Here is a 14669-nt window from a genome sequence, read left to right on the forward strand (position 1 = left end):
GAGGACGGGGCCTTCGCCGGGAGCTCCGGTCCCGGGGCTCCCGCGCCTGGTTCTCTCCAGGTACAGGAGCGTCGCGAGGGCCTATCAGAGGAGTGCGCTGCCGGCCGCGACGACGGTTTCCGGCCCGGGGGCGGCACCTCCCCGGGCCGGACGAAGCGCCGTGCCGCGTTCCTGGCGGCGCTCACCGCGCGCGCGGCAGGAATCCCTCCACCCGTTCCGCCAACCGCCGCTCGCACCGCGGCCATTCCTCCGCCGTGATGGAGAAGATCGCGGAGTCGCGCAGACGGTCCTCCTCACCCGGCGCCCAGGAGCGGGACCAGTTGCGCAGGACGCCCTCGAAGCGGGCGCCGACGCTCACGATGGCCGCGCGGGAGCGGGTGTTGCGGGCGTCCGTCTTCAGGTCCACCCGGGAGACGCCCCACCGCGCGAAGGCGTGCCGGAAGAGCAGGAGCTTGGCCTCGGCGTTGATGCCCGTGCCCTGGGCGGAACCGGCCAGCCAGGTGAAACCGACCTCGACGGCGTCCAGTTGCTCGTCGGTCCGCCAGGAACGCGGCTCCCAGTACGAGGTCGCGCCGACCGCCCGGCCGGAGGCGAGCGAGATCTGCGCGTAGGGCGCGAGTCTGCCGGTCGCCGCGCGGGCGAGCTGGGCGTCGACGTAGTCACCGACCTCGTGTGCCCTCGGCACCCAGGTGAAGTCGTACGTCTGCCGGTTCTCCTCGGCCGCCACCGCCAGCTCGGCCGTGTGCCGTTGCTCCAGCGGCTCCAGGCGCACCAGCGCGCCCTCGAGGACCGGTCCCTCCAGCTTGAAACTCACCCGTCGCTGTCCTTCCGCAGTACCTTCGCCAGTTCCGCGAACGCCTCGTGGAAACCGGGGAAAGTCTTACGGACGCAGCTGGGGTCGTCGAACGAGATTCCGGGGACGCGCAGTCCGGTCACCGCGAAGGACATGACGATGCGGTGGTCGCCGTAGGTCTTGATGTCGGCGCCCGTGAGGGAAGCGCCCGCACGGGAACCGCCCGCGCCGGGCCGGATCTCGATCCAGTCGGGGCCGGTCGCCACCTCGGCGCCCAGCCGCCGGAGGTTCTCCGCGCAGGCCTCCAGACGGTCGCACTCCTTCACCCGTGTGTTGGCCACGTCCTCGATGCGTACGGGGCCGGAGGCGAAGGGCGCGATCGCGGCGAGGGTCGGCATGGTGTCGGAGATGTCCCGCATGTTGACCGTGACGCCGTGGAGTTCACCGGTCCCGGACACGGTCGTCCGGTCCGCGCCGACGTCCACCCGGGCGCCCATCCGCCGCAGTACGTCCACGAAGCCCAGGTCGCCCTGGAGCGCGCGCTCGCCGAGGCCCGGCACGGTCACCTCGCCGCCGGTCAGCGCGGCCGCCGCGAAGAAGTAGCTCGCGGTGGAGGCGTCGGGTTCGATCGCGTAGGTCGTGGCCCGGTAGCCGCCCGGCGGGACGACGTACGTGTTCCTCTCGCGCCCCACCTCCACCCCGAACGCCCGCATCATCGCGATCGTGATCTCGACGTACGGCGCCGAGACCAGGTCCGTGACCGTGATGCGCAGGCCGGTGCGGGTGAGCGGGCCGAGCAGCAGGAGGGCGGTCAGGTACTGGGAGGACTGGCCGGCGTCCAGCACCACGTCCCCGCCCTCGACGCCGGCCGCCCGCACGGTCAGCGGGTGGTGGCCCTCCGCCTCCTCGTGCCGCAGGTCCACGCCCAGGTCGCGCAGGGCGCGGGTGAGCGGGAGGAGGGGGCGGCGGCGCATCTGCGGGGAGGCGTCGAAGCGGTAGGTGCCGTGGCCCGCGGCGGCGAGGGTCGGCAGGAAGCGTGCCGTGGTCGCGCCGTCCCGGCAGTAGACGTCGGCCTCGGCGAGCGCCGGGCCCTGCGGGCGGCCGTCGACCTGCCAGGCGCCCGGGGTCCGTCCCACCCGGTAGCCGAGCCGGGTCAGGCCCTCGGCGAACCCCTCGGTGTCGTCGGAGCGGAGGGGCCGCTGGAGGGTGGTGACGCCGTCGGCTGCCGCCGCCAGGAACAGGGCGCGGGCGGTGAGGGACTTGGAACCGGGGATGTCGACGAGGGCCATGCCCCTCATGATCCCGCGCCGGTCCGCTCCGGCGCCGGTACGTCCACGGGATGGACGGGCGTCGAGGCGCTTCAATCCGGTTGAACAGTGGGCTGACCAGCGGGTTCGGCGACTGGTCCGACAGCGGGCCGAGCACCGTGTTGAACGGCCTACCGAGCGGCCGGCTCCACATCGGCCTGAGCACCACGCTGAACGGCGCCCCGAGCGGCCGGTTCCACGTCGGCCTGAGCGGCAGACTCCACAGCACCCTGCGCCTCGGACCGGACACCAGGCTCGACAGCGCTTCGATCGGCGGGCTGTGCGGCCTGCCGCACAGCCCTTCTCGCCGGTGCGAGCGAGGTCAGTGCCACCCCGCCCACCAGCAGTGCCGCCGCGCACCAGCGCAGGCCGCTCACCGGCTCGCCGAGGAACAGGGCGGCCGACGTCATGCCGAAGACGGGGACCAGGAGGGAGAAGGGGGCCACCGTGGACGCCGGGTGGCGGTGCAGCAGCCGGCCCCAGGCGCCGAAGCCGAAGACCGTGGTGACCCAGGCGACGTAGGCGACCGTGCCGACGCCCTGCCAGTCCAGCGCGCGCAGCGCGGCCAGGTCCCGCGACGGGCCCTCGGTCAGCAGGGAGAGGGCGAGCAGGGGCAGCACCGGGACCGTGCTCACCCACACCATGAAGTTCAGCGCGTCCGGCGGGGAGGCCCTGCGGGTGAGGACGTTCGACGCGCCCCAGCAGGCCGCCGCCGCGATGACCAGCGCGAACGCGCCGAGCGAACCGGAAGCGCCCTCGTCCCACGCGGCCACCCCGATCCCGGCGAGAGCCACGGCCATGCCCAGCAGCCGGACCCGGGTCGGACGTTCGCCGAGCACCGCGAAGGCGATGACGGCCGTGAACACCGACTGGATCTGGAGGACCAGCGACGACAGGCCGGCCGGCATGCCGGCGTCCATGCCGACGAACAGCAGCCCGAACTTCGCCACCCCCAGCACCAGGCCCACCGCCAGGATCCACTTCCAGGCCACCTTCGGACGGCCCACGAGGAACACCGCGGGCAGTGCCGCCACCAGGAAGCGCAGGGCCGAGAAGAGCAGCGGCGGGAAGTGGCCGAGACCGATCTCGACGACGGTGAAGTTCACGCCCCAGACGGCGGCGACGAGGACGGCGAGGGCGAGGTGGGCGGGACGCATACGCCGAGGATCACCCGCCCGGACCGTGAAGCACCAGCGAGGATCACTGCATGGTTGGATGAAGGAACGCTACCGATTGGACTCCCGGTGCTCGATCTCCAGCGACTGCGCGCCCTGCACGCCGTCTCCGTCCACGGCACCGTCGGCGCCGCGGCCGCCGCTCTCGGCTACACCCCCTCGGCGGTCTCCCAGCAGATCACCAAGCTGGAACGGGAAACCCGGACGGTGTTGCTGGAGCGGGCGGGGCGCGGTATCCGGCTCACCGACGAGGCGCTCCAACTCGCCGCCACGGCGAAGGAGTTGCTGGCGATCGTCGAGCGGGCCGAGACCGGGCTCGAGGAGCGGCGCGGGGTGCCGGCCGGGCGGCTGACCATCGCCGCGTTCCCTTCGGCGGCGCGCGGACTGCTGCCCTCCGTCCTCGCCGACCTGGCCCGCCTGCACCCGGCCCTGGACGCCCGGCTCACCGAGGTCGACCCGCACCTGTCCGTGGACCTGGTGGCGAAGGGGGCCGTCGACCTCGCCGTCGCGCACGACTGGGACATCGTGCCGCTGCCCGCCCCGGCGGGTGTCGAGCACGCGGTGATCGGCGACGACGCGTGCGATCTGCTGGTACCCGAGGGCCATCCCTTCGCGGGACGGCCGGGCGTACGGCGGGAGGAGCTGGGCGGCGAGCGGTGGATCTGCCAGCCGCCGGGCCGGGTCTGCCACGACTGGCTGGTGCGCACGCTGCGCACGGCGGGGCACGAGCCCGACCTCGTCCACACGGCCGAGGAGAACCCGACCCTCGTCGCCCTGGTGGCCGCCGGCCTCGGGGTCGCACTCATCCCCCGCCTCGGGCGCGGCCCGCTGCCGGCCGGGGTCGTGGAGGTCCCGCTCGACCCGACGCCCATGCGACGGCTGTACGCACTGTGGCGCACGGGCGCGGCCCGGCGTCCGGCGATCGCGGAGGCGGTGCGCGTGCTGCGTCAACAGTGGCCGAGAGCGTCGGCCCACTAGCCGCCCCGGCCCCACGGAAGGCCTGGTCGTGGTCGCCGTCGACCCGGCCGGTACCAGCCGCTGGGGCGGCCGGTACCGGACCAGCCCCCTACAGGACCAGTCCCCTACAGGAGCAGTCCACGAAGAAGGCAACGGCCACCCGGCACCACGGTGCCTCGGTGGCCTTCGGCAGGCGCGCCCTCGGATACGGGATCCGGCGTCGGCCAGGTGTGACCCCCGCTCACCGGAGGATGAGCACGGGGAGAGCTACCGGCCGGACCGTATCCCCGCCGAGGGTGCGCGGGACCGCGAGCCCGCCCAGGACAGCGGGCGCGCCCACCCAGGGCGGCAGGACCCGACCGTGCCGAGGTGACCAGCTCGCGCTGTTCCCCGACCCTCAGGACCGTTCGGGGGGCCACCGGACCACACGTCCGGATTACGGCGAGTTGGCCAACACCGGCCGACGGCCCCAGGAACGGTAGCGTGCGCCACCGGTCCCGCCACCGGTCCCCCCACCGGCCCCCCACCGGAAGGAGCGCACATGCCCTCCAGACGCACCGTCCTCGCCGCCGGCGCGGGCGTCACCGCCGCCCTCGCCGCCGGCGGTCCGGCCCACGCCGACGACAGCCGTCCCGGCGAACTCCTCGCCCGTATGACCCTGGAGGAGAAGGTCGGCCAGGTCTTCGTCTCGCGGGTGTACGGCCACTCCGCGACCGCGCCCGACCAGGCCGACCTCGACGCCAACCTCGCCGAACTCGGCGTACGCACGGCCGCCGAGCTGCTCGCCCGCTACCGGCTGGGCGGGATCATCTACTTCGCCTGGGCGCACAACACCCGCGACCCGCGGCAGATCGCGGACCTCTCCGACGGCATCCAGCGGGCCTCCCTCCAGCAGCCGCGCGGCCTGCCTGTGCTGATCTCCACCGACCAGGAGCACGGTGCAGTCTGCCGGGTGGGCCGCCCCGCCACCCTCTTCCCGGGCGCCATGGCGATCGGCGCCGGGGGCAGCCACGCCGACGCCCGTACCCTCGGCCGCCTCGCCGGCCGTGAGCTGCGGGCGATGGGCATCCGGCAGGACTACTCCCCGGTGGCGGACGTCAACGTGAACCCGGCCAATCCGGTCATCGGCGTCCGCTCCTTCGGCGCCGACCCGGAAGCGGTGGCCGCCCTGGTCGCGGCGGAGACCGAGGGCTACCAGGCGGCGGGAGTGGCCGCGACCGCCAAGCACTTCCCGGGGCACGGCGACACCACCGTCGACAGCCACACCGGCTTTCCCGTCATCACCCACTCGCGCGAGGAGTGGGAGACGCTGGACGCGGTGCCGTTCCGGGCGGCGATCACGGCCGGCGTCGACTCCCTCATGACCGCGCACATCCTGGTTCCCTCCCTCGACGACTCGGGCGACCCCGCCACGCTCTCCCGTCCGATCGTCACAGGCATCCTGCGCGAGAAGCTCGGCTACGACGGGGTCGTGGTCACCGACGCCCTCGACATGGCGGGCGTGCGCACGAAGTACGGCGACGCCCGGGTGCCGGTGCTCGCGCTCAGGGCCGGCGTCGACCAGCTCCTCAACCCGCCGGACCTGGACGTGGCCTGGCACGCCGTACTGAAGGCCGTACAGGACGGGGAGCTCACCGAGGACCGGCTCGACGTGTCGGTCCTGCGGATCCTCAGGCTGAAGGCACGGCTGGGGCTGCTCGACGAACCGTATGTCAGCCCGGCCGACGTGGGCCGGACGGTCGGGGCGCCGGAGCACCTCGCCGCGGCCGACCGGATCGCCGAGCGGACCACGACGCTGCTGGTCAACGAGGGGCCGCTACTGCCGCTCTCGCCCCGGACCCACCCCCGGCTCCTGGTGGTCGGCGCCGACCCGGCCTCCCCCACCGGCACCACGGGCCCGCCCACCGGCGTCCTCGCCGCCGCCCTCACCGAACTGGGGTTCACGGCGACGGCCCTGTCCACGGGCACGGCTCCGTCCGCCGGGACGATCGCCGCGGCGGTGACGGCCGCGGGCGGGGCGGACGCCGTGGTGGTCGCGACCTACAACGTCGCGGCGGCCGACGCGCAGCGGACGCTGGTGGAGCAACTGGCGGCGACCGGACGGCCGGTGGTGGCGGTGGCCGTCCGCAACCCGTACGACGCGGCCCGACTCCCTTCCGTCCGGGCCTGCTTGGCGGCCTACTCGTGGACCGACGTCGAACTGCGGGCCGCCGCCCGGGTGATCGCCGGGGCGGTCGCACCGCGCGGGAAGCTGCCGGTGCCCGTGCGGCGGGCGGACGATCCGACGCAGGTGCTGTATCCGATCGGGCACGGCCTGACGTACTAGGCGTACCAGGTGTACGCCGACCGCCTGGCGCGTCCCCCGCACCACGCGCAAAGCGCCGCGCGCGGCTGGCGTGCGCCCGGCGTCACGGGGTACCGGCGCCGTCCGGCGGGGCTACGCCCGTATGCGCAACCTCCAGCCGCCCCACCCCGGCGACCCGGGCGCCGGCCCGACGGCCGACCGGCATGTGAGCCGGCCGGCCGTCGGGGCCGCTGTGCGCGGGGAGTTGACGAGTGTCACGGGCGCAGCGCGGGCTCCCTCTCCACGTCCCGGACGTCCAGCTTCGCGTCGAACTTCGCCAGCGGCTCGGCCTGGGAGACAGCGGCCGGCGCGACGCCCGCCCAGGCCAGGATCCGGGCCGTGGCCAGCGCCTTCTGGTCGGCGGCCAGGCCGGCGACGTTCGCGCCGTGGTTCAGGCCGGGGGCCGTGAAGACATAGCTGTCCTTCGCGCCCTTGCCGAGCCCGAAGCGTTCCGCGCCCCACGGGTCGTTCTGGCCGTAGACGAAGAGCATGTGGTGGGCGTTGTGCTTCACCCACGTGTCGACGTCGCGCATCGCCCGCGGCTGGAACCTCATGGTGATGTCGCGGGGGACGAAGTTGCGCGGGGGCTGGTAGCCGTAGCGGATGTACTTCTTCTCGATGGACGGGAAGTGGATGGTGGGGGCGCCCAGTTGGGTGCCGGCCTGGTAGTAGTACGGGGTGTACGGGGACAGGCCCTGGTCCGTGTAGAACGAGAAGCCCGAGATCGTGTCGATGGACGTCCAGATCTCGTCGTCCGTCGCCGTGGCCGCGTCCGCCGGGATCGACTCGCAGTCGGACAGCAGGCTGTACTGCCAGAAGCCCCAGACGTAGTCGAGGACGACCGCCTCGTAGGCGCGGTCCAGGCTGCCGATGGTGGTGAAGGTGAACCCCTCCGCCGCCGCGTAGTCCGCGTACTTCTTCTCCAGCGGCTCCCGGCGCACGAGCGCCTCACGCTGGACGGCGTTCAGGCGGTCGCGGCACTCCTCGGTGCCGACGCTCGCGAAGAAGCGGTCGTAGGCGGAGTCCTCGTCGTTGACGACGTCGTTGGGGGCCACGTAGGCCACCACGCCGTCCATGTCCCTGGGGTAGAAGCGCTCGTAGTAGGTCGCGGTCATGCCGCCCTTGGAGCCGCCCGTGGAGATCCAGTTCTTGGTGTAGATCTTCTTCAGCGCCTCGAAGATGCGGTGCTGGTCGCTCGCCGCCTGCCAGATGTCCAGCTTGGACCAGTCGGCCGGGTCGGGGCGGGAGGGCGTGAAGAAGCGGTACTCCATGGCAACCTGGTTGCCGTCCACGATCTGGGTGGGCTCGCGGCGGCTGGGGGTGGTGGAGACGTTGTAGCCGCCGGTGTAGAAGACCGTGGGGCGCGCGGTGTCCTTGTGCAGCACGGTGATCCGCTGCTGGAACGTGCCCTTGGCGGGGTGCCGGTGGTCCACCGGCTGGGTGTAGTTCAGGACGAAGTAGCGGTAGCCGGGGTACGGCTTCTCCTCGATCAGGCTCATGCCCGGTACGGCGAGGAGCTGGTCCTTGATGTCCGTGCCGGCGGTGGCCTTGGGCTCGGCGGCGGTGGCCGCCCCTGCCGTGGCCGCCGTGCTCAAGGTGCCTATGAGCACCGTGAGCGCCAGCAGCCATCTGAGCGCCTTGCGCATGCGCGTGCACCCTCCCTGTGAGACAGATGTGCGTCGCCGGAAGCTATCGGAGCAACACCCGTCACACCAGTGGGGGTTGACGCGTCGCGTCGATCGACCGTGGTGGATTCGGCCGAGGATTCAGCAGAACATCCAGCCCGAGCGGTACGAGCCGCCGGCCACCGCGCCCGTCACCCGCACGCACCGGTGCCCCGCGTAGACCCTGACCGGCGGGGAACTGCGCGTGTGCTTCCGTGACTTCGCCACGGCGACATGGCCGCGTGCCTGCACGCTCACCGAGATCAGCCGCTTGGTGCCGGGGTTCTTCTGGACGGTGACGGCACAGACGTAGCCGCCGTCCTTGTAGACCAGCACGGAGCCGGTGGAGAAGGGCAGGGTCCGCACCTTCCGGCCCGTGCAGGACCCGGCGGAGGTCGCGGCCTGAGCACTGCCCGGCGCGACGACGGCGAGCAGCCCGGACACGGTCAGCAGGACCAGCCCGAGTACCAGCCGCCGGACTGTCACGCTTCTCGCACCTGTGCCCACGGTCCCCGCCCCTCCACACCCGTCGTACTCCCGATCGCCGTACTGATGTACGGACGCACGACGCGCGCCGAATGGTTGCCCTCACACCGCCGCGGGCTCGTCCTCGCCGACGAAAGTGCGCCAGAGGCGGGCGTACCGTCCGCCCAGGGCCAGGAGCTCGTCGTGGGTACCGTCCTCGACGACCCGGCCGTGGGCCATGAGGACGACGCGGTCCGCTCGGGCGGCGGTGGTCAGGCGGTGGGCCACGACCAGGGTGGTGCGGCGGCCGGCCAGGCGGTCTGTGGCCTGGTTGACCTGGGCTTCCGTGGCCAGGTCTAGGGCGGCCGTCGCCTCGTCGAGGAGCAGGACGTCCGGGTCGACGAGCTCGGCGCGGGCCAGCGCGATCAGCTGGCGCTGGCCGGCGGAGAGGTTGCGGCCGCGCTCGGCGACCTCGTGGAGGTAGCCGCCGTCGAGGGTGGCGATCATCTCGTGCGCGCCGACCGCCCTGGCCGCCGCCTCCACCTCGGCGTCGGTGGCGTCGGGCCGGCCGTAGGCGATGGCGTCGCGGACCGTGCCGGGGAAGAGGTACGGCTCCTGCGGGACGACGCCCAGCCGGTGGCGGTACGAGGTGAGGTCGAGGGAGCGGAGGTCCGTGCCGTCGACGGTTATCCGGCCGCCGGTGGGGTCGTAGAACCGGGCCACCAGCTTGACCAGGGTCGACTTGCCCGCGCCGGTCTCGCCGACGAAGGCGACGGTCTGGCCGGCCGGGATGCTCAGCTCGATGCCGGTCAGAGCCTCCTCCTCCTCGCCGTACTTGAAGTGCACGTCCTCGAAGGCGATCTCGCCGCGCAGCGAGAGGACCTCGCGCGGGTCGTCGGCGGGCTGGGTGGACGTCGGCTCCCGGAGCAGCTCCTGGATCCGGCCCAGGGAGACCGTCGCCTGCTGGTAGCCGTCGAAGACCTGGGAGAGCTGCTGGACGGGGGCGAAGAACAGGTCGATGTAGAGGAGGTACGCGACCAGCGCGCCGGTGGTGAGGGTCGCCGCGTCCACCCGGCCCGCGCCCTCGATCAGGACCGCCGCCGCCGCGACGGACGACAGCAGCTGCACGAACGGGAAGTAGACCGAGATCAGCCACTGGCCCCGGATACGTGCCGCGCGGTAGCTCTCGCTGCGCTCGGCGAACCGTGCCGCGCCGTCCCGCTCGCGTCGGAAGGCCTGCACGATCCTGAGCCCGGACACCGACTCCTGGAGGTCGGCGTTGACCGTCGACACCCGCTCGCGGGCGAGTTCGTACGCCTTCACGCTCGCCCGGCGGAAGAAGTACGTGGCGACGACCAGCGGCGGGAGCGTCGCGAAGACGACCAGCGCGAGCTGTACGTCGATGACCAGCAGGGCGCCCATGATGCCGAAGAAGGTGACGACCGAGACGAAGGCCGTGACCAGGCCGGTCTGGAGGAAGGTGGAGAGGGCGTCGACGTCCGTCGTCATCCTCGTCATGATCCGGCCGGTCAGCTCCCGCTCGTAGTAGTCGAGTCCGAGACGCTGGAGCTGGGCGAAGATCTTCAGCCGGAGGGTGTAGAGGACGCGTTCGCCGGTGCGGCCGGTCATCCGGATCTCGCCGGTCTGCGCGATCCACTGCACCAGCACGGCGAGCAGCGCGAGCAGCGAGGCCGCCCAGACGGCGCCCAGCGCGGCCCGGGTCACGCCCTGGTCGATGCCGTGCCGGATCATCACCGGCAGCAGCAGGCTCGTCCCGGCGTCGACGGCGACCAGGCCGAGGCTGACGAGGAGGGGCGCGCCGAAGCCGCCCAGCAGCCTGCGCAGGCCGTACGACGCCTCGGGCCGGACCGCCTGCCGCTCGTCGACGTCGGGGGTGCCGGCGGCCGGCGGCAGCGCCTCGATCTGGGCGAGCAGCTCGGGGGTGGCCGGCATCCCGGAGAGGGCGGTGTCCTTCGGCTCCCGGTCGCCGGTCCACAGCCGGGGGGTCACCCCGCGCTCGGCGTCGAACTCGGCGTCCAGTTCGTCGCGGACGGAGGTGTCCTCGCCCGGCGTCACCGGCTGGGCGTGGCCGGGCGAGACCCCGCCGAGCTCGTCGGGGTCGGTGAGCAGGCGGCGGTAGAGCGCGGAGCGCTCCTGGAGCTCCTCGTGGGTACCGAGGTCGGCCAGGCGGCCGGCGTCCAGGACGGCGATGCGGTCGGCGAGGTTGAGGGTGGAGCGGCGGTGCGCGATGAGCAGCGTCGTGCGGCCCTGCATGACCTGTTTGAGGGCCTCGTGGATCTCGTGCTCGACCGCCGCGTCGACGGCGGAGGTCGCGTCGTCGAGGACCAGCAGGCGCGGGTCGGTGAGGATCGCCCGGGCGAGCGCGACCCGCTGGCGCTGGCCGCCGGAGAGGGTGAGGCCGTGTTCGCCGACCGTCGTGTCGTAGCCCTGGGGCAGCTCGGCGATGAACCGGTCGGCCTGGGCGGCGCGGGCGGCCGCCTCGATCTGCTCCTGGGTTGCGTCGGGACGGCCGTACGCGATGTTGGCGCGGACGGTGTCGGAGAAGAGGAACGAGTCCTCGGGGACCAGGCCGATCGCGGCCCGCAGCGAGTCGAGGGTGAGCTCGCGGACGTCGTGACCGCCGATGAGGACGGCGCCCCGGCCGACGTCGTAGAAGCGGGGCAGGAGGAGGGAGACGGTGGACTTGCCCGAGCCGGAGGAGCCCACCACCGCGAGGGTCTCGCCGGGGCGGATCTCGAAGGTGAGGCCGTCGAGGACGGGCCGGCCGGGGTCGTAGCCGAAGGTCACGTCGTCGAACTCGACGGTGGCGGGGGCGTCGGCGGGCAGTGCCTTGGTGCCGTCCTTCATCGAAGGCTCGGTGTCGATCAGCTCCAGGACGCGTTCGGTGCCCGCGCGGGCCTGCTGGCCGACCGTGAGGACCACGGCGAGCATCCGCACCGGGCCGACGAGCTGGGCGAGGTAGGTGGAGAACGCGACGAAGGTGCCGAGGGTGATGTGGCCGCCCACGGCCAGCCAGCCGCCGAGCGCCAGCATGGCGACCTGGCCGAGGGCGGGGACGGCCTGGAGGGCGGGGGTGTAGGCCGAGTTCAGGCGGATCGTGCGCAGCCGGCCGGCGAAGAGCCGGCGGCCGACCTCGCGCAGTTTGCCGGTCTCCTGGTCCTCCTGGCCGAACCCCTTCACGACCCGTACGCCGCTGACGGCTCCGTCGACCACTCCCGCGACGGCCGCCGCCTGGGCCTGGGCGTACCAGGTGGCGGGGTGGAGCTTGGTGCGGCTGCGTCGGGCGATGTACGCGAGGGCGGGTGCCACGGCGAGGGCGACCAGGGTGAGCGGGAGGGACAGCCAGGCCATGACGACCAGGGAGATCAGGAAGAGGAGCAGGTTCCCGATCGTCATCGGGAGCATGAAGAGCAGACCCTGGATGAGCTGGAGGTCGCTGGTGGCGCGGCCCACGACCTGGCCGGTGGACAGCTCGTCCTGACGCCGGCCGTCGAGGCGGGTGATCGTCTCGAACATCGCGGTCCGCAGGTCGTGCTGGACGGCGAGGGCGAGGCGGCCGCCGTAGTAGCGGCGGACGTAGGTGAGGACGTAGACGAGGACGGCGGCGGCGATCAGGGCGCCCGCCCAGGGGCCCATGCCCCGGGTGTGGTCGCCGATCACATCGTCGATGATCACCTTGGTGACCAGCGGGACCAGTGCCAGGACGGCCATGCCGGCGAGCGAGGAGCCCAGCGCGAGCAGGACGTCCACCCGGTGGCCCCAGGCGTACCCGGCCAGTCTGCGCGCCCAGCCCCGTCGCCGCTCCCCCTGCTGCACTGCCACGCCGGTGCCTTCCTGTCGTCCCAGTCGTCCTGGTCTGCCGGAAGGCACCAACGCCGGCAGAAGCGGATTTCATCCCTCCGCAACAATCGTGGACGCACGATCACAGTCGGTCAGCGGCGGCCGGAGGCGGTCAGACGCGTACGCGCAGCCGGTAGAAGCGCGTCGTCTGTGCCGCGTTCTGGTTGTCGTCGCTGGCCAGGAGCACCTCCACGCGGCCCTTGGCGCGGCCCGTGATCACCATGCCCTCGATGTTGTCGAGCAGCGGGTTCAGCTGGGGCTGCTTGGCGGTCGCTCCCAGTGACGGGCAGTTCACGATGTCGGCGAGGAGCGTCTTGCGCACCAGGCGCACGCCGTCCTGGCCGGTGAGGTTCTCGACGCCGCCGGTGTCCGTGGCGTGGCGGGGGTCGGCCAGGTAGAGGCGGACCGTGTTGCCGACGCCGGTGGTGAAGCCGCGTTCCAGGGCGAGGAGCCGGCCGTCGGGCAGGGCCTGGACCTCGGGGACGCCGAGGCCGGAGTCGGTGCGGTACGCGTACTGGGCCGAGAGCGCGAACCGGCCGTGGTGCCGCTGCCAGGTCTGGAAGCGGACGATGCCCGTGCTGTCGCCGGAGATCGCGTACTCCATCGACGCGAGGAGGGTGCGTCCGCCGGGCTGCAGCGTCAGGCCCTCGAAGGTCTGGTTGGACGTGGCGCGGCCGGCCGGGGCGACGAGGAGCGAGGCCGGGACCGGGAGGCGGTCGAGGATCTTGCCGTCGCGGCTGTAGCGGCGGATGGACGGCTCGGTCTCGGAGGTGATCAGCCGGGTGCCGTCCCGGTCGATGGCGAGACCCTCGCTGTCGAGTGCGGCGCCGCTTTCGTCGGCGAGCGGGACGACCGACTTCGGGGCGAGTGTCTTGGCGTCCAGGCCGAAGAGCGAGGAGCGGTCGGAGAGGGCCGCGAGGGAGCCGTCCCTGTCCAGGGCGAGCGCGGAGAAGTTGCCGACGAAGGTGCCGTCGAAGGTCGTCTTGTCGAGGGCGTCGGAGAAGCCGTCGAGGGAGACGGCGGGTGAACAGGCGTTGCTCGTGGCCGTGTCTGTTGCGGTGTTCGTGGCCGGGTGGGCGTTCGCGGGCCCGGCGGCGGTCAGAGTGGTGGCCGCCGCCAGGCCGGCGGTGAGGGTGGCGAGTACGGTTCGCAGGCGCATGGGCGTCACCGTAGGTCGGGCCGGTGACGTGCGGTGGGACACCGCGTAAAGGCTCGCTCAGGAAGCGGCCAGGTCCTTGTGGATGACCTTGGCGACGCCCTGAATGGTCGTGATGCCGTAGTTCATCGTGCTGTTGCCGTGGGTGAGGACGGTGATGACGTAGTCGTGGCCGCCGCCCTTGAAGGTGCCGACGCTGTGCACCCGCCAGCCGTGCGTGGCGCGCGACAGCCACCCGTTCTTGACGTGCCAGCTGACCCCGGCCGGCCTGCCGTAGGGGGTGCCCCAGCGCTGCGCCGAGACGACCTGGCCCATCAGCGTGTTGACGTAGGCGCGCGAGGCGTCGGTGAGGACCGTGTTCTTGGCGGTGAGCAGCTTCAGCAGCTTCTGCTCGTCGGTGACGGTGATCTGGGTCAGGCCCCAGTAGTTGTTCGCGCCCGGCTTGGTCTGCGTCATCTTCGCGGCCGTCAGGAAGTTCTTGATCCTCGTCGGGCCGAGCTGCTTCCACAGGGTGGAGGTGGAGGCGTTGTCCGACTTGGTGATCATGGCCGTGGCGAGGGTCTTCTCACGGCTGGTCAGCGCCCGGCCGGTCTTCTGCGCGTCCCACAGCAGCGCGGAGAGGACGGTGACCTTGACGACGCTGGCCGAGTCGTAGGCGGTGGAGGCACGCAGGGTGCAGGTGGTGCCGGTGGTGCGGTCGTAGAGGCCGACGGCGACCGTGCCCTTGCGGTTCACGAGCGCGGCGGTGATGTCCTTCTTCAGCTTGGCCGCCAGCCCTGCCCTGGCCGACGTACAGCTCACGGTGGGCGTGGCGGCCGCGGCGGGTGCGGCGGCGGCCACGCCGGTTATGAGAACGCCGGCGGTGAGCCCGGCGCCGAACAGCCTTCTGCTTCTTCGTGTCCGGTGAGTCATGACCTGTTGACACACAGGTTCGTACGAAAGGTTGT

At 72.6% G+C, this 14669-nt stretch carries 10 protein-coding genes; 2 read left to right on the forward strand and 8 right to left on the reverse strand.

What is annotated here, in order from left to right:
- Positions 1-181 precede the first annotated feature (181 nt).
- From ACFWBD_RS19020 to ACFWBD_RS19030, 3 genes are all read right to left on the reverse strand, one after another.
- Positions 182-814: a GNAT family N-acetyltransferase gene (locus ACFWBD_RS19020; RefSeq protein ID WP_385667845.1), complete on the reverse strand. Its 633-nt coding sequence runs from the start codon at positions 812-814 to the stop codon at positions 182-184.
- Positions 811-2082 carry a 3-phosphoshikimate 1-carboxyvinyltransferase gene (aroA, locus tag ACFWBD_RS19025; RefSeq protein WP_385667847.1) on the reverse strand — a complete coding sequence of 424 codons (1272 nt, stop codon included), beginning with the start codon at positions 2080-2082 and terminating at the stop codon, positions 811-813. The genes ACFWBD_RS19020 and aroA overlap by 4 nt, the downstream gene beginning before the upstream one ends.
- A 149-nt stretch (positions 2083-2231) precedes the next feature.
- Positions 2232-3257: an EamA family transporter gene (locus ACFWBD_RS19030; protein ID WP_385667849.1), complete on the reverse strand. Its 1026-nt coding sequence runs from the start codon at positions 3255-3257 to the stop codon at positions 2232-2234.
- An 87-nt stretch (positions 3258-3344) separates the two neighbouring features.
- On the opposite strand from ACFWBD_RS19030, the gene ACFWBD_RS19035 reads away from it, so the two are divergent.
- Together ACFWBD_RS19035 and ACFWBD_RS19040 are read left to right on the forward strand one after the other, a co-directional pair.
- Entirely contained in the window at positions 3345-4253 is a 909-nt protein-coding gene (locus ACFWBD_RS19035; protein WP_385667851.1) for a LysR family transcriptional regulator, read from the forward strand.
- Positions 4254-4773: 520 nt separating this feature from the next.
- Positions 4774-6558: a glycoside hydrolase family 3 protein gene (locus ACFWBD_RS19040; protein ID WP_385667853.1), complete on the forward strand. Its 1785-nt coding sequence runs from the start codon at positions 4774-4776 to the stop codon at positions 6556-6558.
- Between the two features lie 233 nt (positions 6559-6791).
- On the opposite strand, the gene ACFWBD_RS19045 is transcribed toward ACFWBD_RS19040, so the two are convergent.
- The 5 genes from ACFWBD_RS19045 to ACFWBD_RS19065 form a co-directional block, all read right to left on the reverse strand.
- Entirely contained in the window at positions 6792-8222 is a 1431-nt protein-coding gene (locus tag ACFWBD_RS19045) for a S28 family serine protease (RefSeq protein WP_385667855.1), read from the reverse strand.
- Between the two features lie 120 nt (positions 8223-8342).
- Positions 8343-8726, reverse strand: a complete 384-nt coding sequence (locus tag ACFWBD_RS19050; protein ID WP_385667857.1) for a hypothetical protein — start codon at positions 8724-8726, stop codon at positions 8343-8345.
- Positions 8727-8828: 102 nt separating this feature from the next.
- A complete protein-coding gene (locus tag ACFWBD_RS19055; RefSeq protein WP_385667859.1) occupies positions 8829-12548 on the reverse strand; it encodes an ABC transporter ATP-binding protein in 3720 nt (1239 codons plus the stop codon).
- A 130-nt stretch (positions 12549-12678) separates the two neighbouring features.
- Positions 12679-13725 (reverse strand): esterase-like activity of phytase family protein, encoded by a 1047-nt coding sequence (locus ACFWBD_RS19060; protein ID WP_385667861.1) that lies wholly within the window; start codon positions 13723-13725, stop codon positions 12679-12681.
- Between the two features lie 57 nt (positions 13726-13782).
- Positions 13783-14634, reverse strand: a complete 852-nt coding sequence (locus tag ACFWBD_RS19065) for a serine hydrolase (protein ID WP_385667863.1) — start codon at positions 14632-14634, stop codon at positions 13783-13785.
- Between the last annotated feature and the right edge of the window lie 35 nt (positions 14635-14669).

Source organism: Streptomyces sp. NPDC060002, from assembly GCF_042737245.1.
GTDB lineage: Bacteria > Actinomycetota > Actinomycetes > Streptomycetales > Streptomycetaceae > Streptomyces.

Excerpts from the sequence above, each read along its gene's own strand:
- ACFWBD_RS19030 (WP_385667849.1), bottom strand. The coding sequence starts at position 3,257 with ATGCGTCCCGCCCACCTCGCCCTCGCCGTCCTCGTCGCCGCCGTCTGG.
- aroA (WP_385667847.1), bottom strand. The coding sequence starts at position 2,082 with ATGGCCCTCGTCGACATCCCCGGTTCCAAGTCCCTCACCGCCCGCGCC.
- ACFWBD_RS19045 (WP_385667855.1), bottom strand. The coding sequence starts at position 8,222 with ATGCGCAAGGCGCTCAGATGGCTGCTGGCGCTCACGGTGCTCATAGGC.
- ACFWBD_RS19065 (WP_385667863.1), bottom strand. The coding sequence starts at position 14,634 with ATGACTCACCGGACACGAAGAAGCAGAAGGCTGTTCGGCGCCGGGCTC.
- ACFWBD_RS19040 (WP_385667853.1), top strand. The coding sequence starts at position 4,774 with ATGCCCTCCAGACGCACCGTCCTCGCCGCCGGCGCGGGCGTCACCGCC.
- ACFWBD_RS19060 (WP_385667861.1), bottom strand. The coding sequence starts at position 13,725 with ATGCGCCTGCGAACCGTACTCGCCACCCTCACCGCCGGCCTGGCGGCG.